The sequence below is a fragment of the Saccharopolyspora sp. NPDC045839 genome (genome assembly GCF_056431645.1).
In genome coordinates this window covers 21,253-39,779 of the sequence record NZ_JBWKKH010000047.1, presented here as the reverse complement: position 1 = coordinate 39,779, position 18,527 = coordinate 21,253, and the positions used below count along the sequence as shown (strand labels likewise).

Here is an 18,527-nt window from a genome sequence, read left to right as displayed (position 1 = left end):
GAAATCGAAGGTCCGATTTCCATTGAAATTGCGGAAGTTGTCCACAGACGTCGGCGTGTTGTGTCCGACACGCCGATGATCCGCAACTTCCATGGAAATTGCGGGCTTGAGCAGTCGGTGAGGTGCGCGCCTAGCCCAGTGCGGCGACGAACCTCGCGACCGCGTCGGGATGCAGCCGCTGCGCCATCCGGCCGGCCGGCGCGACCGATGCCAGCCGGTACAGCGGGCGGTCCGGGGCCGCGTCGCCACGCGCCTCCGCCCGCAGCTGGGCCACGATCAGCTGCGACAGCACCAGCGCCCGGGTGTCGGCCGAGCCGGCCAGCGTGTCCGCCAGCCGACGCAGCGCGTAGATCCCGAGTTCCCGGCCGCCGGTGCCCGCGTAGAGCGCCAGCGACACGCTGATCGCCTTGCCCTTGGGCGGGCCGCCGACCAGCATGTTGACCGTCCGCGCACCGCGCAGGTCGGTGACGAACAGGTCGAACCGATCCGCGTTCTTCACGTCGACCACGCGGGCGCCCATCGCGCGGGCCACCAGCTCGCCGCCGCGCAGCTCGATGGTCTTGCGGGACTCCGCGAAAGCCAGCAGCAGCAACGGGATTCCCACGATCGCCGCGGTGATCGCGAAGCCCGTGGACCCCGCGAACAGGCTCACGATGCCGCCCATCGCGGCGGCGACGATCAGCGCGGCGATCGCGACGTTGCGAGCCCTCGCCCGGACCGTCTTGCGGTCCAGCAGATCCAGCGGAACCGCCTCTGCTCCGGTCATCTCGGCTCCGCGACCGCGTCCCGGACCTCGGCCTCCAGCGAATCCAGCGACACCGCGCGCTGTTCGCCGCTGGCCAGCTCCTTCAGCTGCGCGGTGCCGGCTTCGAGGTCCCGCTCGCCGAGGACCAGCGCGAACCGCGCGCCCGAGCGGTCGGCGGCCTTCATCGCGCCCTTGAGGCCCTTGCCGCCGTAGGCCACGTCGACGCGGACCCCGGCCGCCCGCAGCCCACCCGCGGCCGCCACCAGGCGGCGCTTGGCCGTCTCGCCCATCGGCACGCAGTACACGTCGCAGCGCGCCTGGTCACCGACCTGCAGCCCCTCGGCCTGGCAGGCCAGCAGGGTCCGGTCGACGCCGAGCCCGAAGCCGACGCCGGAGTACTCCTGGCCACCGAGTTCGGCCATCAGGCCGTCGTAGCGGCCGCCGCCGCCGATGCCGGACTGCGCGCCGAGTCCGTCGTGGACGAACTCGAAGGTCGTCTTGGTGTAGTAGTCGAGGCCGCGCACCAGGCGGGGGTTCTCCACGAACGCCACGCCGAGGTCGAGCAGGTGCGCCTTGACCTGCTCGTAGTGCTCCTTCGACTCCGCCGAGAGGTGGTCGACCATCAGCGGCGCGTCGGCGACGAGTTCCCGCACCTCCGGCCGCTTGTCGTCGAGCACCCGCAGCGGGTTGAGCTCGGCACGGCGCCGGGTCTCCTCGTCCAGCGGCAGCCCGCGCAGGAACTCCTGCAGCTTCGCCCGGTAGGTGGGGCGGCAGGTGTTGTCGCCGAGCGAGGTGATCTCGATGCGGTGCCCGCTGAGCCCCAGCCGCCGGTAGCCCTCGTCGGCGATCGCGATGACCTCGGCGTCCAGCGCCGGGTCGTCGACCCCGATCGCCTCCACGCCGACCTGCTGCAGCTGCCGGTACCGCCCGGCCTGCGGCCGCTCGTAGCGGAAGAACGCGCCGCTGTAGTAGAGCTTCACCGGCAGCTGGCCGCGGTCCAGGCCGTTCTCGATGACCGAGCGCATCACACCCGCCGTGCCCTCCGGGCGCAGCGTCACGGACCGGCCGCCGCGGTCGGCGAAGGTGTACATCTCCTTGCTGACGACGTCGGTGGACTCCCCGACGCCGCGGGCGAACAGCGTGGTGTCCTCGAACACCGGCAGCTCGATGTAGCCGTAGCCGGCGCGGCGCGCGGCGTCGGACAGGGTGTCGCGGACCGCCAGGAAGCCCGCCGACTCCGGCGGGTAGTACTCGGGGATGCCCTTGGGTGCGGTGAACGTGGTCATGAGTGGTGGTTCAGTCCTCGTCAGGAAATGGCGTCGGAAGCCGGCAGGCCCTGCAGGAACGGGTTGCCCGCGCGCTCGCGCCCGATGGTGGTGGTCGGTCCGTGGCCCGGCAGCACGACGATCTCGTCGTCCAGCGGCAGCACCTTGGTGCTCAGCGACTCGAGCATCCGGCCGTGGTCGCCGCCGGGCAGATCGGTGCGCCCGATGGCGCCGGCGAAGAGGGTGTCGCCGGACAGCAGCAGCCGCCCACCCTCGTCGGTCCCGACGCCGAACAGCACCGATCCGCCGGTATGGCCCGGGGTGTGCGTGACGTCGAAGCGCAGCCCGGCGAGCTCCAGCACGTCGCCGTCGGCGAGGTCGCGGACGTCGGCGGGCGCGTCCATCACCGGGCCGTCGCCGAAGAGCTGCCGCCCGGCCGGGCCGAGCGCGGCGCCCGGGTCGGCGAGCATGAAGCGGTCGGCCGGGTGGACGTAGGCGGGCACGTCGTGCGCGGCGCAGACCTCACCGGCGGAGAAGACGTGGTCGAAGTGCCCGTGGGTGAGCAGCACGGCGGCAGGCGCGAGGCGGTGCTTGCGCAGCTGTTCGTCCAGCGGCGCCACGGCGTCCTGGCCGGGATCCACGACGACGCAGGGCTCGCCTTCCCCGCGCGCGAGCACGTAGCAGTTCGCCTGCAGCGGTCCTACCGGGAACCCGAGGACAAGCACGAAGCGCGACCTTTCGTTGCGGCGACACCCGATGGGGCGGGTCGGTCCCCCAAGGTTATCGTCCCGCCCACGTGCGCCTTCGCGCGCGGCAGGCACGATGCGCAGGCTCTCAGGAACGGTCCGCGACCGACCCCATAAACTCCCCGGAACAACATCAGGTTCACCGAATCCGGGGAGGGAGCAGGTGCCCAGCAACGAGCAACGTCGCCAGGCGGCCAAGCGGAAGCTCGAACGCCAACTGCAGCGCCGGGCGGAGCAGGCCAAGCGACGCCGGATGATCACCATCGGCGCGACGATCGTCGTGGTCATCGCGGTCGTGGTGGGCGTCTTCTACTTCACCCGCACCGGCGACGACACCGCCCAGCAGCAGCCGCCGCAGGCGCAGCCGGAGGTACAGATCCCCACCGAGCTCGCGCCGCCGCCGGCCCGGCCCACGCCGCTGGCGGATCCGGTGTCCTGCCAGTACCCGCCGGACAGCAAGGGTCCGAGCAAGCCGGTGCAGCCGCCGGCCAACGGCGAGGTGTCTTCCAAGGGCACCGTGCAGGCCACCATCAACACCAGCCAGGGCGCGATCCCGCTGACGCTCGACCGCGCGCTGGCGCCGTGCACCGTGAACAGCTTCATCAGCCTGTCCAAGCAGGGCTACTACAACGGGACCGCGTGCCACCGGATCGGCACCGAGGGCCTGCAGATGCTGCAGTGCGGTGACCCGACCGGCAAGGGTTCCGGCGGCCCGGGCTACAGCTTCGCCGACGAGACGTTCCCGGAGCTGCAGTACGGGCGCGGCTACCTCGCGATGGCCAACGCGGGCCCGAACACCAACGGGAGCCAGTTCTTCATGGTCTTCGGCGAGGCTCCGCTGTCGCCGGACTACACCGTGTTCGGCACCATCTCGGAGGATGGCCTGAAGGTCATCGACGGCATCGCCCGCGCGGGCCACGACGGCGCGTTCGAGCCGTCGCCGGGCGGCGGCCACCCGAAGCAGGAGGTCAAGTTCGAGTCGGTCGACGTCCAGGCCTGACCTGACCTGACCGCGAGAGGGGCGCAGCCTGCGGGCTGCGCCCTTTTTCGTTGCACAGCCAGTACCGTTTGGCCTGAACAGCGGAAACGCGGGCTATGCCGCGGAGGTCACGCGGTAGACGTCGTAGACGCCCTCGATGTTGCGGACCGCTTTGAGGACGTGGCCCAGGTGCTTCGGGTCGCCCATCTCGAAGGAGAAGCGGCTCACCGCCACCCGGTCCTTCGACGTGGTCACCGACGCCGACAGGATGTTCACCCGCTCGTCCGCCAGCACCTTGGTCACGTCGGAGAGCAGCCGGTGCCGGTCCAGGGCCTCCACCTGGATCGCGACCAGGAACACCGACGACGCCGACGGCGCCCAATGCACCTCGACCAGCCGTTCGGGCGTGCGGCGCAGGTCGTCGGCGTTGGTGCAGTCCGTGCGGTGCACGCTGACCCACCCGCCGCGGGTCACGAAGCCGAGGATCTCGTCGCCCGGGACCGGCGTGCAGCAGCGCGCCAGCTTCGCCCACACGTCCCCGGCGTCCTTGACCACGACGCCGGAGTCGCCGCTGCTGCGGCGCTTGCCGCGCAACGTCGACGGTGTCGACCGCTCCGCGATCTCGTCGGCCGCCTGCTCCGGGCCGCCGATGAACGCCACGAGGCGCTGCACCAGGTGCTGCGCCGAGAGCTGCTTCTCCCCCACCGCCGCGTACAGGCCGGTGACGTCCACGTAGTGCAGCTCGCGGGCCACCGCACCGAGCGTTTCCGCCGACACGAAGCGCTGCACCGGCAGGCCCAGCCGCCGGATCTCCTTGGCGATCAGCTCCTTGCCGGACTCGATCGCCTCCTCGCGGCGCTCCTTGGCGAACCACTGCTTGATCTTCGCCTTGGCCCGCGGCGAGGCCACGAACGACAGCCAGTCGCGGCTCGGGCCGGATCCCTCCGCCTTGGAGGTGAAGATCTCGACGACCTCGCCGTTCTCCAGCTTGCGCTCCAGCGCCACCAGCCGGCCGTTGACGCGGGCGCCGATGCAGCGGTGGCCCACCTCGGTGTGCACCGCGTAGGCGAAGTCCACCGGGGTCGAGCCGGACGGCAGCGTGATCACGTCGCCCTTCGGCGTGAAGACGAAGATCTCCCTGGTCGCCAGGTCGTAGCGCAGCGACTCCAGGAACTCGCCGGGGTCCGCGGCCTCCCGCTGCCAGTCGAGCAGCTGCCGCATCCACGCCATCTCGTCGACCTCGACGGCCGACTGCGCGGCGCCGTTGCGCCCCTTGGTCTCCTTGTACCGCCAGTGCGCCGCGATGCCGTACTCGGCGGTGCGGTGCATCTCGTGGGTGCGGATCTGCACCTCCAGCGGCTTGCCCTCCGGGCCGATCACCGTCGTGTGCAGCGACTGGTAGACCCCGAACCGGGGCTGCGCGATGTAGTCCTTGAAGCGGCCGGGCATCGGCTGCCACAGCGCGTGCACCACGCCCATCGCCGCGTAGCAGTCGCGGACCTCGTCGACCAGGATCCGCACGCCCACCAGGTCGTGGATGTCGTCGAAGTCGCGGCCCCGCACGATCATCTTCTGGTGGATGGAGTAGTAGTGCTTGGGGCGGCCCTGCACCTTCGCGGCCAGCCGGGCGGTGTCGAGCTGGTGCGACAGCTCGTCGATGACGGTGCGCAGGTAGGTGTCCCGGGACGGCGCGCGGTTGGCCACCAGGCGCACGATCTCGTCGTACTTCTTGGGCTGCAGGATGGCGAACGCCAGGTCCTCCAGCTCCCACTTGATGGTGGCCATGCCCAGCCGGTGCGCCAGCGGCGCCAGGACCTCGAGGGTCTCCCGCGCCTTGCGGGCCTGCTTCTCCGGCGGCAGGAAGCGCATGGTGCGCATGTTGTGCAGCCGGTCGGCGAGCTTGATCACCAGCACCCGCGGGTCGCGGGCCATCGCGATGATCATCTTGCGGATGGTCTCGGCCTCGGCGGCGGCGCCCAGCTTGACCTTGTCCAGCTTGGTGACCCCGTCGACCAGGTGCGCCACCTCGTCGCCGAACTCGGCGCCGAGCTTCTCCAGCGAGTAGTCGGTGTCCTCGACGGTGTCGTGCAGCAGGCCGGCGACCAGGGTGGTGGTGTCCATGCCGAGCTCGGCGAGGATCGTCGCGACCGCCAGCGGATGCGTGATGTACGGGTCGCCGGACTTGCGCCGCTGACTGCGATGCTTCTCCTCGGCGACGTCGTAGGCGCGCTGCAGCAGCGCGAGGTCGGCCTGCGGGTGCAGCTCCCGGTGCACCGTCGCCAGCGGCTCCAGCACCTGTTTGACCGCGGCGGCCCGCTGCGCCGTGATCCTCCTGGCCAGCCGGGCTCGGACGCGACGCGTCGCAGAGGCCGCCCGCGGCTCGGCAGCCGGGTCGGCTGCCGATGCAGGAGATTCGACGTGTTGGCTCACCGCACGCTCCCGGGCTCGTGTTGCTCTCGTCCCAGGTCCGGGGGACCCGGACACTGAGAATAACGCCATCCGAGCGACGGACCTTCCCTGGTGTGGGTGTGATACGCCCAGCGGTCACTCGGCGCAGGTGAAAGACGACCGAACTTCAGCCGCACCGATCAGCGACGAAAGCGCCGCCCGCGTCCCGGTGACCGGGTCGCGGGCGGCGCTCACCTCGTCTGATCAGGCCTGCAGCAAGGCTCGGACGGATTCGCCCATGATCTTGTCGCGGCCTTCGAGGGCTGTGAGTTCGAGCACGACGGCCGCCGCCGCGACCTCCGCACCGGCCTGGCGGACCAGTCGGCAAGCCGCGCCCAGGGTTCCGCCGGTGGCCAGGACGTCGTCCACGATCAGCACCCGCTGACCGGCGCGCAGCGTGTCCGCCGGGAGTTCGAGCGTGGCCTGGCCATACTCCAGCGTGTAGTCGACCCGGTCCGCCACCACCGGTAGCTTGCCGGGCTTGCGGAGCCCGATCACGCCCGTGCCGAACTCCTGTGCGACCGCCGCGCCGACCAGGAAACCGCGCGCCTCCACACCGGCCACCACGTCGAACTCGATGTCCCGGCCCAGCGCCGACACCACGGCGTTGAGCCCGGCGCCGTCGGCGAGCAGCGGGCTGATGTCGCGGAACAGGACCCCCGGCTCGGGGAAGTCCGGCACCTCGCGGATCAGCCCGACCGCCTGCCGGAGCGCATCGTCGGTCGCATCGGTCACCTGCACGGAAATGGCCGTCTCCTCCACCGCGCTCAACGCCGCCTCTTCCCGGACGGGCGGCCCGCCTTGGCGCCGGGACGCCCGCCGCGCGGGGCCGTGCCCGCCGCGACCGCGTGCTTCGGCTCGGCCGGGACGTCCTCGCCCGCTGCCTTGGCGGCGGCGCGCTCGCGGCGCTGCCGCACCTTCGCCGCGTGCTCGCGGTACTTCGGGTCGCGCATCTTGAAGTCCACCAGCAGCGGCGTGGCCAGGAAGATCGACGACACCACGCCGGCGATCATGCCGACCATCTGCACCAGCGCCAGGTCCTGCAGCACGCCGACGCCGAGCAGCCCGGCGCCGACCACGAGCAGCCCGAGCACCGGCAGCAACGCGATCACCGAGGTGTTGATCGAGCGCATCAGCGTCTGGTTGACCGCCAGGTTCGCGGCCTCGCCGTAGGTGCGGCGGGTCAGCCCGAGCAGGCCGCGGGTGTTCTCCTTGACCTTGTCGAAGACCACCACCGTGTCGTACAGCGAGAACCCGAGGATGGTCAGCAGGCCGATGACCGTGGCCGGGGTGACCTCGAAGCCGACCAGCGAGTAGATGCCCGCGGTCACCAGGACGTCGTGGAACAGCGCGATCAGCGCCGCCACCGCCATCCACTTCTCGAAGTAGAACGCCAGGAAGATCGTCACCAGCACCAGGAACACGGCCAGTGCGATCAATGCCTGCTGGGTGATCTCGCCGCCCCAGGTGCCGCTGACCGCGCTGTCGCTGATCACCTGCTGGCTCGGGTTGCCCTGCGCGTCCAGCGGCTGCACCTCGGCGAACAGGGACTGCTTGACGGCAGCCACCTGCTCCGGGGTCAGCGACGAGGAGCGGATCTGGATGCTCTGGTTGGCGCCGGCACCGGCGATCTGCACCGTCTCCGCCGGGTGGCCCACCGCGTCCTGGAACGCGTTCTGCACCTGGTCGGTCTGGATCGGGCCCTGGGCGCCGACGGCGGGCAGCTGGATCTTGGTGCCGCCCTCGAAGTCGATGCCGAGGTTGAAGCCCTTGAACCCGATGGCGCCGAGGCAGACGAGCACGAGCAGGCCCAGCGAGATGTACCACCGGGCGCGCTTGCCGATGATGTCGAAGGCCCCGGTACCGGTGTAGAGGCGCTGGAAGACGCTTTCGCGCCGTGCGCCTTCGGTTCCTGGAGTCGTCACCTTCACGCCTCCTTGGCGGTGGTCGCGGCGGCCTTGCGGGCGGCCCGGTTCCGGTCACCGAGCCGTTGCACCGCCCCCAGGCCGGAGACCGAGGGCTTGGACAGGAACTTGTTCTTCGAGGCGACCGCCACCAGCGGGTGCGTGACGAGGAAGACCACGACCAGGTCCAGCACCGTCGACATGCCGAGGGTGAAGGCGAAGCCCTTCACCTGGCCGACGGCGAGCACGTACAGCACGGCGGCGGCCAGGAAGCTGACCGCGTCGGCGGACAGGATCGTGCGCCGGGCCCGCACCCAGGCCCGCGGCACCGCCGAGCGGAAGGTGCGGCCCTCGCGGATCTCGTCCTTGAGCCGTTCGAAGAACACGATGAACGAGTCGGCGGTGATGCCGATCGCGACGATGAAACCGGCGATGCCGGCCAAGTCGAGGGTGAAGCCGACCCAGCGGCCGAGCAGCACCAGCACGCCGTAGACCACGCCGCCGGAGAGCACCAGCGACAGGATGGTCAGGATGCCCAGCAGCCGGTAGTAGAGCAGGCAGTACACCGCGACGAGGATCAGGCCGATGCCACCGGCGATCAGGCCGGCCTCCAGCGAGGCCACCCCGAGGGTCGCCGAAACCGTCTCGGCCTCGGACTGGTCGAAGGCCAGCGGCAGCGACCCGTACTTGAGGATGTTGGCCAGGTCGGTCGCGGTCTCCTGGTTGAACTGCCCGTTGATGCTTGCGTTGCCGCCCAGCAGCGCCTGCTGGATCTGCGGCGCCGACACGACCTCGGTGTCCAGCACGAACGCGGCCTGCTGGCCGACGTTGGCGGAGGTGAAGTCGGCCCAGACCTTGGCGCCTTCGCTCTTGAAGTCCAGCGACACCGTCCAGCCCGGCTGCCCGGCCTGCGGGTTCGGCGGCACGGCCTGCGAGTTCGCGATCTCCTTGCCGGGCAGGAACACCGGCTCCAGCAGGTACTTCTGCTGGCCCTCGCGGTCGCAGGTCACCAGCGGCAACTTCGGGTCGTCGTTGCCGCGCAGCGGGTCCTCGGCGGCGCAGTTCAGCGTCTGCAGCGCCTGCATCTGGACGTTCTGGTCGGTGCTCTGCCGGAGCGCCTTCGCCTCGTCGATGGCCTTCTGCTGGTCGCCCGGGCCCTGCTGCTGCGCGACCTGCGGGGTGGTCCCCGCCGGCGGCTGCGCCGCGGGCACCGCGGTGACGACCTTGCGGAAGTTCAGCTCGGCGGTCTGCCCCAGCTGCTTGGCTTGCTCGCCGCCCTCGCCCGGCACGGTGATCACCAGGTTGTTGCCGTCCCGGGTCACCTCGGAACCGCTGATGCCCATGCCGTTGACGCGGGTCTCGATGATCTGCCGCGCCTGGTTCAGCGCCTCGTTGGTGGGCGGCTGACCGTCCGGCGTGCGGGCCGTCAGCGTCACGCGGGTGCCGCCCTGGAGGTCGATCCCGAGCTTCGGCGTCGGCTTGCCGTCACCGGTGAAGAACACCAGTGCGTACAGCCCCACGACGATCAGCGCGAAGATCGCCAGATAACGCCCTGGGCGAATCTGCCCGGCCGGAGGTGCCACGGTGCGTCAGTCTCCTGTCCACGGTCCGTATCGGGTGCGCGGTCGGTTCGCGTAGGCGTCGCCTACCGAACTGCGCAAGCTGAGGCGAGCGGTTCCGCCCGCTCGACGCCAACCTACAGCCGGGCTCGCCAGGTTCCCCGATCGGCGCGATCTGTTGGCGATCTTCGCCACCACCGGTGGCGGATCGCCGAATTCCTTCGGTCCAGTCTGACAGGCCGGGCGCAGGCTCCGGCGCTCCGGGTGGCGACCGTGCGTCGATCGACGACTACGCACGGACGCGGGCCCGGAAACCCGGTGCCCGCGTCACGACCTGGCTGCGGCGAACCCGCCCGCCGGGCGCCCTGCGGCGCCCGGGGGAGGCGTTGCGCCTGCTGTCAGTTGGTCTTCTGCTTCTCGATCGGCTCGGCGATCTCGGCCTTCGACTCGGGGACCTCGGCCTCGGCCGGGGCCTCCTCGGTCTTCGCCGACTCGGTCGACTCGACCGCCTCGACGGCCGGGGCGCTGTCGGTGGTGACCTTCTCGCGGACCGCGGCGCGCACCCAGGTGGTGGTCATGCCCGGGGCGAGCTCCAGGTCGATGGTGTCGTCGCTGGTGGCGACGACCTTGCCGAACACACCGGAGGTGGTCATCACCTTGTCGCCCGGCTCGATCGAGTTCTGCAGCTTCTGCTGCTCGGCCACGGCGCGCTTCTGCTTGCGGGCCTGCAGGAACAGCGGCACCGCCAGCAGGACGATCAGCAGCGGAAGAATCAGGGATTGGAGGTCCATCGTGCTCCGTTCAGCGGACGCTTCGGGGCCCAGCCCTCGCAGTACTGCGCCCGAATTGTTCGGATGTTCTGCCCCAGTGTGCCAGGTCAACTCGGGTCGACGTCCTCTCCCGCTGGGAACCAGGAGAGTCTCCCCGCACTCGTGCGGGGCGCGGTTCGTGACTGCCGCGCGGCTCACCACCCGTCCGGCGGTGCCGCCTCGCGCGGTTCACCACCACCGAGCGGGACGTGAGGAGGATAACGTCACGCCGCAAGCACGGACCAGCACCCCGGCTGCGAGCCGATGGCTGGGCCACGCACACAGTATCGGCGATTTGTCACTATTGGATCACTCGGCGAAGAGGTCGGTCTGCGCCTCGCCGGGCGCGTGCTGCGGCGGTGTGAGGCCCATGTGCTGCCACGCGGCGACCGTCGCGACCCGGCCGCGCGGGGTGCGGGCGATCATGCCCGCGCGCACCAGGTAGGGCTCGCAGACCTCCTCGACCGTGCTCGGCTCCTCGCCGACCGCGACCGCCAGCGTCGAAACCCCCACCGGGCCGCCGTGGAACGACTTGACCAGCGCGGCGAGCACCGCCCGGTCCAGCCGGTCCAGGCCCATCTCGTCGACGTCGTAGACGGCCAGCGCGGCGCGCGCGACCTCGCGGTCGACCACGCCGTCGGCGCGCACCTCCGCGAAGTCCCGGACCCGCCGCAGCAGCCGGTTGGCGATCCGCGGCGTGCCCCGGGACCGGCGGGCGATCTCGGTCGCCCCGTCGTCGCGCAGGTCCACGCCCAGGATCCCGGCCGAGCGGCGCACCACCAGCTCCAGCTCCGCCGCGGAGTAGAACTCCATGTGCGCGGTGAAGCCGAACCGGTCGCGCAGCGGCCCGGTCAGCGCGCCGGACCGGGTGGTGGCCCCGACCAGCGTGAACGGGGCCAGCTCCAGCGGGATGCTGGTCGCCCCCGGTCCCTTGCCGACCACGATGTCCACCCGGTAGTCCTCCATCGCCAGGTAGAGCATCTCCTCGGCGGGCCGGGCGATCCGGTGGATCTCGTCGATGAACAGCACGTCGCCCTCGGCGAGGTTGGACAGCATCGCCGCGAGGTCGCCGGGACGTTCCAGCGCCGGGCCGGAGGTGACCCGGATCGAGGCCCCCAGCTCCGTCGCCATGATCATCGACAGGCTGGTCTTGCCCAGCCCGGGCGGGCCGGAGAACAGCACGTGGTCGGGCTGTTCGCCGCGCTTGAGCGCGCCGTGCAGGACCAGCTCCAGCTGCTCGCGCACGCGGGCCTGACCCACGAACTCGCTCAGCTTGCGCGGGCGCAGCGTCGTCTCGACGTCCTGATCGCCCAGGTCCTGCTGCGGGGTCAGGGCGACGCCGTCAGCGGACGGCGGCCATTCGTCGTTGTCCTCGTGCATCAGGTCGGCCTCACTTCGGGCCCAGCGTGGCCAGCGCCTTGCGCAGCACCGCCGAGGTGTCCAGGTCGCCGTTGCCGGCGGCCAGCACCGCCTCGACGCTCTGCTCGGCCTGCTTGGCCGAGAAGCCCAGCCCCACCAGCGCCTCGGAGACCTCGGAGCGCACCCGGCCGCGATCCACCGAGGCAGCCGGTCCGGCCGCGGTCCCGGCCACCACGCCGACCTTGTCGCGCAGCTCCAGGATCAGCCGCTCGGCGCTCTTCTTGCCGATGCCGGGCACCTGGGTGAGCACCGTCAGGTTGCCGTCGGCCAGCGCGTGGCAGAGCTGGTCGGGCGTGAGCACCGCAAGCGTGGCCAACGCGAGCCGCGGGCCGACCCCGGAGGCCGTCTGCAGCAGCACGAAGAGGTCGCGGGCCTCGGCGTCGGCGAAGCCGTAGAGCGTCAGCGAGTCCTCGCGCACGATCAGCGACGTCCACAGCCGCGCTTCCTCGCCGCGACGCAGGGCGGCCAGCGTCACCGGGGTGGCGTGCACCGCCATGCCCACGCCGCCGACTTCGATCACGGCGTGGTCCAGCCCGATGGACAGCACCGGACCCCGGACCGTGGAGATCATCGGGAAATCCCTCCAAACCTGTTCATGAGCCAGTTCGCAGGTGGTCGCTCAGCGGAACCTCAGAACCCGCCGGTGGTCACCCGCGCACGTGGGCCGAGCGGCTTCGCCGCTTCGCGGACGAACATCACGATCTTCGGTTGGCTTGCGCGGCGGCCTTCAGCCTGGCGCGGTGGTTCCGGGCGAGCTCGGCCGCCCTGGCCTCCGCCTCGGCGAGCCGGGCGGCCATCGGGGCACGCCAGATGTGGCAGACCGCGAGCGCCAGCGCGTCGGCGGCGTCGGCCGGCTTGGGCGCTTCGGCCAGCCCGAGGATCTTGGTGATCATCATGGTGATTTGGCGCTTGTCGGCGCGGCCGGAGCCGCTGACGGCGGCCTTGACCTCGCTGGGCGTGTGGAAGGCGACCGGCAGCTTGCGGCGGGCGGCCGCCAGCGCCACGATGCCCGAGACCTGCGCGGTGCCCATCACGGTGCGCACGTTGTGCTGGCTGAAGACCCGCTCGATCGCCACCACCTCGGGGCGGTGCGCGTCGATCCACTGCTCCACCACTTCGGACACCGCCAGCAGCCGGCTGGACAGCTCGTCCTCCGGCGGGGTGCGCGCCACGCCGACCGCGACGCAGGCGACCTCGCGGCCGCGGCCGCCGTCGACCACGCCGAGACCGCAGCGGGTCAGCCCGGGGTCGACTCCCAGCACGCGCACGACGCCACCTGCTCCCGCCTGATGAACACTCGTTCGAACCCTATCGAACCGCCGGCGCCCGCGACCACACCGACACGCACGCGCCTCACCCGACCGGGTCAGATCGCGCGGCGTCCTCGCCGGTCAGGGACCGTCGTTCCCGGGCGTCCAGGATTCCGGGAGGCCGCTGTCGGTCAGGACCGGCTGGTACTCGCGGAAACCGCCCGGCGCGTCGGGCTGCCACGGGAACTTGCCGTCGTCCGGGCTGGAGGCGATCAGCTGCACCGCCGGGAAGTCCGGCCCGTTGTAGACCAGGAACGCGCTGCCCAGGTACTCCGGGTAGTGCTGCAGCGCGACCTTCTCGAAGGTGACCGGGCAACCCTGCAGGAAGCCGTCGTAGAGCTGCCCCGGCTGGAACCGCTCGCCGCCGCCGACCCGCTGCACGTAGGTGTTGACCACCGCGTGCGCGACCTCCTTGGGCAGACCGATCACGACGACCTCGGGCTTGCCGAAGCGCCGCCACGCGCCGACCGAGAACGCGTACGCCGCGCCACTGTCGTCGCCCGCCACGTGCATCACCGCGGCCCCGTGCTTGTCCGCGGTGTTCACCATCCACTTGCGCAGAGCCTCATCCGTGTCGACCACGGCGCCATTCTGCCTGCGGAGCAGATCCACCCCCGCCGCCACCCGGGCGTCGGCCACTGTGGACACCGGCGGGAGCGGGCCGGGCACGCCGCGTGTCCGCCATGACCTCGGCGGACACGCGGAACCAGGCGCGTCCCGACTTCGCGCCTTCCCGTCGGCGGGGAAGTGGTGCAGTTGGGCGTGGTAAGGCGGGCTTTTCCTTGAAGCGGCGCAGCCGCTTAGCCCAGCCTCGCAACCGGCACCGCCGCGGGTTCTCAGACGTCGTCTGGCGAGGACAGCCCCGAAGTCGCGTATTGGACATACACAAATCGGGGATCCCACAGCCAGACGGCGCCTGTAATTCCCGCAGGGGGGCCGCTACCCGCACCGCCACGCAAAACGAGCCTGGAAACAGGCTCTACGCGTTGACCTCTTCGAGCACGGCGTCCGACACGTCGAAGTTGGCGAAGACGTTCTGCACGTCGTCGCAGTCCTCGAGGGCGTCGATCAGCTTGAAGATCTTGCGGGCCGCGTCGGCGTCGAGCTCGACGTTGACCGAGGCCAGGAAGTTCGACTCCGCCGAGTCGTACTCGATGCCCGCCGCCTGCAGCGCCTTGCGCACCTCGACCAGGTCGGCCGGGTCGGCCAGGATCTCGTAGCTCTCGCCGAGGTCGTTGATCTCCTCGGCACCTGCCTCCAGCACCGCGGAGAGCACGTCGTCCTCGCTGAGCCCGTTCTTCGGCAGGAGCACGACGCCCTTGCGGTTGAACATGTAGGACACCGAGCCCGCGTCGGCCATCGAGCCGCCGTTGCGGGTCATCGCGGTGCGCACCTCGCCCGCGGCGCGGTTGCGGTTGTCGGTCAGGCACTCCACCAGCACTGCGACGCCGTTGGGGCCGTAGCCCTCGTACATGATCGTCTGCCAGTCGGCGCCGCCGGCCTCTTCACCCGCGCCGCGCTTGCGGGCGCGCTCGATGTTGTCCATCGGGACCGAGCTCTTGCGCGCCTTCTGGATGGCGTCGTACAGGGTCGGGTTGCCCTCGGGATCGCCCCCACCGGTACGAGCGGCAACCTCGATGTTCTTGATCAGCTTCGCGAAGAGCTTGCCGCGCTTGGCGTCGAGGGCGGCCTTCTTGTGCTTGGTGGTGGCCCACTTGGAGTGGCCGCTCATCTCTCCTCCGTCTTTCTACGCCTGCGCCGTGGAACCAAGCCGCGCGCGGACGATCTGTACGAAATAGCGGTGCACGCGCTCGTCCCCGCCGACCAGCTCCGGGTGGAAAGCGGTGGCGAGCACCGGTCCCTGCTGAACCGCGACGATCCTACCGGCGGCCGCATCCCGCCCGGTGGTGTCCGGGTCATCGGGCCCCGAGTCGGGCCCCGATTCCGGCCCCGAGTCAGACACTGCGGCCAGCACCTCGACGTCCGCACCGACCTTCTCCACCCATGGTGCGCGGATGAACACCGCGTGCACCGGGCCGTCCGGAATGCCGGCGAATTCCAGGTCCGTTTCGAAGGAATCGACCTGCCTGCCGAAGGCGTTGCGCCGCACGACGACGTCCAGCGCGCCCAGCGGGCGGACCGCCGGCAGTTCCCGGTCCTCGTCGAGCACCTCGCGGGAGAGCATGATCATCCCGGCGCACGAGCCGTACGCGGGCAGACCCGCCGCGAGGCGTTCGCGCAGCGGCTCGTAGAGCTCGAAGGTGTCGAGCAGGCGGGTCATGGTGGTCGACTCGCCGCCCGGCAGCACGATGCCCTGCACCGCCGCCAGCTCCTCCGCTCGGCGAACCGGCCGGGCATCGGCCCCGCTGCGCTCCAGCGCGGCCAGGTGCTCGGCGACGCCGCCTTGCAGAGCGAGGACTCCGATCACGGGTTTCGTCACGGTTCCGATTCTCCTGCACTTCCGTCCACAACCGAAGGCCGGGATGCGCGGCCCTCAGGCCCCGGCAGTCCGACTGCCGCAATTTCCATTGAGCTGGACATACATCAGTCAGGGCACCCACAGACCAGGAAGCCTCTGAGGTTCCGCCACCCGCACCGCCACCCAAAACGAGGCTGGAAAACCTCATTGAACTTGCGGCGGCCTACCCCGCCAGGCCGGTGAGCCGCAGCAGGGCCGTGGTGGCTGCCGCGGCGGCCACCACCAACACGAACGGCGCCCGCCGCCAGGCCAGCACGCCGCCGACCGCGACGCCCGCGAAACGGGCCCAGCCGGCGAAGCCACCGGACTCGAACGCGGTGCTGGTGGCTACGAACGCGCCGAGCAGCACGATCGCGGCGATCGACAGCAGCTGCTCCAACCGCTCGGAGATCTGGATCCGGCCGCGCAGCAGCGGGCCGGCCAGCCGCATGGCGTAGGTGCCGGCGGCCAGCGCGAAGATCACGCCGAGAGTCATCGGGCCTCCTCCCCCACCAGTCGCTTCGGCAGCGGCAGCGCGGCGGCGAGGCCGACCAGCGCGGCCATCACCGGCAGGCCCTCGGGCAGCACCGGCGTGGTCAGCAAGGCCACGAACGCGCCCACCGCGACCGCCCGCAGGGTCCGGAACTCCCGCAGCGACGGCATGATCAGGGCCAGCAGGGCCGCGGGCATCGCCGCATCCAGGCCGAAGGCCCCCGGATCGCCGACGCTCTGGCCGAGCAGGCCGCCGAGGAACACCGAGGGGGCCCAGGCGCAGTACAGGGCGATGCCGGTCAGCCAGTACGCGCGCTTCTTCTGCGCCGTGGTGCCCTGCGCCAGCGCGAACGCGACGGATTCGTCCACCATCAGGTGACTGCCGAGCAGCCGGCTCGGCCAGCCGCGGTCCAGCAGGCCGCCGACCGCCATGCCGAACGGGAGGTGGCGGGCGTTGAGCATCAGGCCGCCGAGCACCGCGGTGACCGGGGCGGCGCCGGCGGTGACCAGGCCGACCACCATGAACTCCGAGCCGCCGGCGAACACCACAGCGCCCATCAGCGTGATCATCCACAGCGGCACGCCCTTGCTCACCGCGATGGCGCCGAGCGACGCGCCGACGATGGCCATCGCCAGGGCCATCGACAGCACGTCGCGCACCAGCGCGTCCCGCCAGAATCCCGCTCGTGTTCGCTCTAACGTACTCACGTTCGCTATCCTGAACACCAAGGGCGTTGTTCGTCAAACCGAATTCAAGGACCGACAGAGCGAACAGGCATGAGTGAGACCGAGAACACGGCGGCCGCACCGCCGCTGGAGACCATCGCCGCCTCCCTGCGCCGCGAACGCGACCGCGCCGGGCTGACCCTCACCGAACTCGCCCGGCGCGCCGGGATCGCGAAATCCACCCTGTCGCAGCTCGAATCCGGCACCGGGAACCCCAGCGTGGAAACGCTCTGGGCGCTGGGCGTGGCGCTGGGCGTGCCCTTCAGCCGCCTCGTCGACCCGCCGACGCCGCAGGTGCGGGTCGTGCGGGCCGGACAGGTCCCGCTCGTGCGCTCGGAGCAATCGACCTACGCCGCAGCGCTGCTGTCCTCCGGCCGCTCCGGGGCCCGCCGAGACCTCTACGTCCTCGAACTGGAGCCGGGCGGGGTCCGCCACGCGGACGCCCACATCCCAGGATCGGTGGAGCACGTCGTCCTCACCTCCGGACGCCTGCTGGCAGGCCCGGAGGAGAACCCGGTGGAGCTCGAGGTCGGCGACTACATCTCGTTCTCCGGCGACGTGCCCCACATGTACGAAGCCCTCGAACCGGCCACCCGAGCGGTCCTCGTCATGGAGCACGCCTGACGCGCGGCCGGGGCACCCGGAGGCGCCCCGGCCGCGCCGGGGTCACCAGCCGCGCTGGGCGTAGCGCTGCTGCTCGGTGAGGTCGTCGAGGTTGATGCCGACCATCGCCTCGCCGAGGCCTCGGGAGACCTTCGCGATCACGTCCGGGTCGTCGTAGAACGTCGTCGCCTTGACGATCGCCTCGGCGCGCTTCGCCGGGTCGCCGGACTTGAAGATGCCCGAGCCGACGAAGACGCCCTCCGCGCCCAGCTGGCGCATCATCGCCGCGTCCGCCGGGGTCGCGATGCCACCCGCGGTGAACAGCACGACCGGCAGCTTCCCGGTCCTGGCGATCTCCTGGACCAGCTGCACCGGGGCGCGCAGCTCCTTCGCCGCGACGTAGAGCTCGTCCTCGCCGAGCACCGACAGCCGCCGGATGTCGGCGCGGATCTGCCGCATGTGGCGGGTCGCCTCCACGACGTTGCCGGTGCCGGCCTCGCCCTTGGAGCGGATCATCGCCGCGCCCTCGGAGATCCGCCGCAGCGCCTCGCCGAGGTTGGTCGCGCCGCACACGAACGGCACGGTGTAGGCCCACTTGTCGATGTGGTTGACCTCGTCGGCCGGGGTGAGCACCTCGGATTCGTCGATGTAGTCCACGCCCAGCGACTGCAGGACCTGCGCCTCGACGAAGTGGCCGATGCGCGCCTTGGCCATCACCGGGATGGAGACGGCGTCGATGATGCCCTCGATCATGTCCGGGTCGGACATCCGGGCCACGCCGCCCTGGACGCGGATGTCGGCGGGCACCCGCTCCAGCGCCATGACCGCGACCGCACCGGCGGCCTCGGCGATCTTGGCCTGCTCGGGCGTCACCACGTCCATGATCACGCCGCCCTTGAGCATTTCTGCCATGCCGCGCTTGACACCGTCAGTGCCGGTCCGGGCGTTGTTGGCGGTGTCCTTGGCGTCGACGGTAGTCACCTTCGGCCTTCCTGTCGTCCTGCTCTGCCGCGACCAGGCTATTCCCGAACTGGACCATTTCCACGGTCCACTAACCGCGATTT

At 70.9% G+C, this 18,527-nt stretch carries 19 protein-coding genes; 2 read left to right on the top strand and 17 right to left on the bottom strand.

The window, feature by feature from the left end:
* Window positions 1–130 precede the first annotated feature (130 nt).
* Genes AC07EQ_RS39385 through AC07EQ_RS39375 form a run of 3 tightly spaced genes read right to left on the bottom strand, consistent with a single transcriptional unit; the run spans window position 131 to window position 2,735 of the window.
* Window positions 131–766, bottom strand: coding sequence for a hypothetical protein (locus AC07EQ_RS39385; RefSeq protein WP_478392907.1), 636 nt, complete (start codon window positions 764–766; stop codon window positions 131–133).
* Window positions 763–2,031 carry a histidine--tRNA ligase gene (gene hisS, locus AC07EQ_RS39380; protein ID WP_478392906.1) on the bottom strand — a complete coding sequence of 423 codons (1,269 nt, stop codon included), beginning with the start codon at window positions 2,029–2,031 and terminating at the stop codon, window positions 763–765. The genes AC07EQ_RS39385 and hisS overlap by 4 nt, the downstream gene beginning before the upstream one ends.
* A gap of 20 nt (window positions 2,032–2,051) precedes the next feature.
* Window positions 2,052–2,735, bottom strand: coding sequence for an MBL fold metallo-hydrolase (locus AC07EQ_RS39375; RefSeq protein WP_358578562.1), 684 nt, complete (start codon window positions 2,733–2,735; stop codon window positions 2,052–2,054).
* Between the two features lie 184 nt (window positions 2,736–2,919).
* On the opposite strand from AC07EQ_RS39375, the gene AC07EQ_RS39370 reads away from it, so the two are divergent.
* Window positions 2,920–3,756, top strand: a complete 837-nt coding sequence (locus AC07EQ_RS39370) for a peptidylprolyl isomerase (protein WP_478392905.1) — start codon at window positions 2,920–2,922, stop codon at window positions 3,754–3,756.
* A gap of 93 nt (window positions 3,757–3,849) precedes the next feature.
* On the opposite strand, the gene AC07EQ_RS39365 is transcribed toward AC07EQ_RS39370, so the two are convergent.
* From AC07EQ_RS39365 to AC07EQ_RS39305, 13 genes are all read right to left on the bottom strand, one after another.
* The gene (locus AC07EQ_RS39365) at window positions 3,850–6,165 is read right to left on the bottom strand and encodes a RelA/SpoT family protein (RefSeq protein WP_358578558.1); all 2,316 of its coding nucleotides are present in this window, start codon (window positions 6,163–6,165) and stop codon (window positions 3,850–3,852) included.
* 222 nt (window positions 6,166–6,387) lie between these two features.
* A complete protein-coding gene (locus AC07EQ_RS39360) occupies window positions 6,388–6,954 on the bottom strand; it encodes an adenine phosphoribosyltransferase (RefSeq protein WP_478392904.1) in 567 nt (188 codons plus the stop codon).
* The gene (gene secF / locus AC07EQ_RS39355) at window positions 6,951–8,114 is read right to left on the bottom strand and encodes a protein translocase subunit SecF (RefSeq protein ID WP_478392903.1); all 1,164 of its coding nucleotides are present in this window, start codon (window positions 8,112–8,114) and stop codon (window positions 6,951–6,953) included. The genes AC07EQ_RS39360 and secF overlap by 4 nt, the downstream gene beginning before the upstream one ends.
* Window positions 8,111–9,670: a protein translocase subunit SecD gene (gene secD / locus AC07EQ_RS39350; RefSeq protein ID WP_478392902.1), complete on the bottom strand. Its 1,560-nt coding sequence runs from the start codon at window positions 9,668–9,670 to the stop codon at window positions 8,111–8,113. Before secD ends, secF begins: the two co-directional genes overlap by 4 nt.
* A gap of 374 nt (window positions 9,671–10,044) precedes the next feature.
* The gene (gene yajC, locus AC07EQ_RS39345; RefSeq protein WP_478392901.1) at window positions 10,045–10,437 is read right to left on the bottom strand and encodes a preprotein translocase subunit YajC; all 393 of its coding nucleotides are present in this window, start codon (window positions 10,435–10,437) and stop codon (window positions 10,045–10,047) included.
* A 327-nt stretch (window positions 10,438–10,764) separates the two neighbouring features.
* A complete protein-coding gene (ruvB, locus tag AC07EQ_RS39340; protein ID WP_478392900.1) occupies window positions 10,765–11,835 on the bottom strand; it encodes a Holliday junction branch migration DNA helicase RuvB in 1,071 nt (356 codons plus the stop codon).
* A gap of 10 nt (window positions 11,836–11,845) precedes the next feature.
* Window positions 11,846–12,445 carry a Holliday junction branch migration protein RuvA gene (gene ruvA, locus AC07EQ_RS39335; protein WP_478392899.1) on the bottom strand — a complete coding sequence of 200 codons (600 nt, stop codon included), beginning with the start codon at window positions 12,443–12,445 and terminating at the stop codon, window positions 11,846–11,848.
* 124 nt (window positions 12,446–12,569) lie between these two features.
* Entirely contained in the window at window positions 12,570–13,142 is a 573-nt protein-coding gene (gene ruvC, locus AC07EQ_RS39330; protein WP_358578546.1) for a crossover junction endodeoxyribonuclease RuvC, read from the bottom strand.
* Between the two features lie 123 nt (window positions 13,143–13,265).
* Window positions 13,266–13,733 carry a DUF4262 domain-containing protein gene (locus AC07EQ_RS39325; protein ID WP_478392924.1) on the bottom strand — a complete coding sequence of 156 codons (468 nt, stop codon included), beginning with the start codon at window positions 13,731–13,733 and terminating at the stop codon, window positions 13,266–13,268.
* Window positions 13,734–14,163: 430 nt separating this feature from the next.
* Window positions 14,164–14,916, bottom strand: coding sequence for a YebC/PmpR family DNA-binding transcriptional regulator (locus tag AC07EQ_RS39320; protein WP_397528115.1), 753 nt, complete (start codon window positions 14,914–14,916; stop codon window positions 14,164–14,166).
* 15 nt (window positions 14,917–14,931) lie between these two features.
* Window positions 14,932–15,624 (bottom strand): pyridoxal 5'-phosphate synthase glutaminase subunit PdxT, encoded by a 693-nt coding sequence (gene pdxT / locus AC07EQ_RS39315; RefSeq protein WP_478392898.1) that lies wholly within the window; start codon window positions 15,622–15,624, stop codon window positions 14,932–14,934.
* Between the two features lie 202 nt (window positions 15,625–15,826).
* Window positions 15,827–16,138: an AzlD domain-containing protein gene (locus AC07EQ_RS39310; protein ID WP_358578540.1), complete on the bottom strand. Its 312-nt coding sequence runs from the start codon at window positions 16,136–16,138 to the stop codon at window positions 15,827–15,829.
* The gene (locus AC07EQ_RS39305) at window positions 16,135–16,842 is read right to left on the bottom strand and encodes an AzlC family ABC transporter permease (protein WP_478392897.1); all 708 of its coding nucleotides are present in this window, start codon (window positions 16,840–16,842) and stop codon (window positions 16,135–16,137) included. The genes AC07EQ_RS39310 and AC07EQ_RS39305 overlap by 4 nt, the downstream gene beginning before the upstream one ends.
* Before the next feature lie 69 nt (window positions 16,843–16,911).
* Here AC07EQ_RS39305 and AC07EQ_RS39300 point away from each other — a divergent pair, with 69 nt between their 5' ends.
* Window positions 16,912–17,484: a helix-turn-helix domain-containing protein gene (locus AC07EQ_RS39300; RefSeq protein ID WP_397528114.1), complete on the top strand. Its 573-nt coding sequence runs from the start codon at window positions 16,912–16,914 to the stop codon at window positions 17,482–17,484.
* Between the two features lie 42 nt (window positions 17,485–17,526).
* Here the strand turns inward: AC07EQ_RS39300 and pdxS are convergent, their stop codons facing one another.
* Window positions 17,527–18,444, bottom strand: a complete 918-nt coding sequence (gene pdxS / locus AC07EQ_RS39295; protein ID WP_132483549.1) for a pyridoxal 5'-phosphate synthase lyase subunit PdxS — start codon at window positions 18,442–18,444, stop codon at window positions 17,527–17,529.
* Window positions 18,445–18,527 lie beyond the last annotated feature (83 nt).

What these genes read in the sequence shown, in the direction of transcription:
- AC07EQ_RS39385 (WP_478392907.1), bottom strand. Translation starts at nt 766, where the DNA reads ATGACCGGAGCAGAGGCGGTTCCGCTGGATCTGCTGGACCGCAAGACG.
- hisS (WP_478392906.1), bottom strand. Translation starts at nt 2,031, where the DNA reads ATGACCACGTTCACCGCACCCAAGGGCATCCCCGAGTACTACCCGCCG.
- yajC (WP_478392901.1), bottom strand. Translation starts at nt 10,437, where the DNA reads ATGGACCTCCAATCCCTGATTCTTCCGCTGCTGATCGTCCTGCTGGCG.
- ruvB (WP_478392900.1), bottom strand. Translation starts at nt 11,835, where the DNA reads ATGCACGAGGACAACGACGAATGGCCGCCGTCCGCTGACGGCGTCGCC.
- ruvA (WP_478392899.1), bottom strand. Translation starts at nt 12,445, where the DNA reads ATGATCTCCACGGTCCGGGGTCCGGTGCTGTCCATCGGGCTGGACCAC.
- AC07EQ_RS39325 (WP_478392924.1), bottom strand. Translation starts at nt 13,733, where the DNA reads ATGGTGAACACCGCGGACAAGCACGGGGCCGCGGTGATGCACGTGGCG.
- AC07EQ_RS39320 (WP_397528115.1), bottom strand. Translation starts at nt 14,916, where the DNA reads ATGAGCGGCCACTCCAAGTGGGCCACCACCAAGCACAAGAAGGCCGCC.
- AC07EQ_RS39310 (WP_358578540.1), bottom strand. Translation starts at nt 16,138, where the DNA reads ATGACTCTCGGCGTGATCTTCGCGCTGGCCGCCGGCACCTACGCCATG.
- AC07EQ_RS39300 (WP_397528114.1), top strand. Translation starts at nt 16,912, where the DNA reads ATGAGTGAGACCGAGAACACGGCGGCCGCACCGCCGCTGGAGACCATC.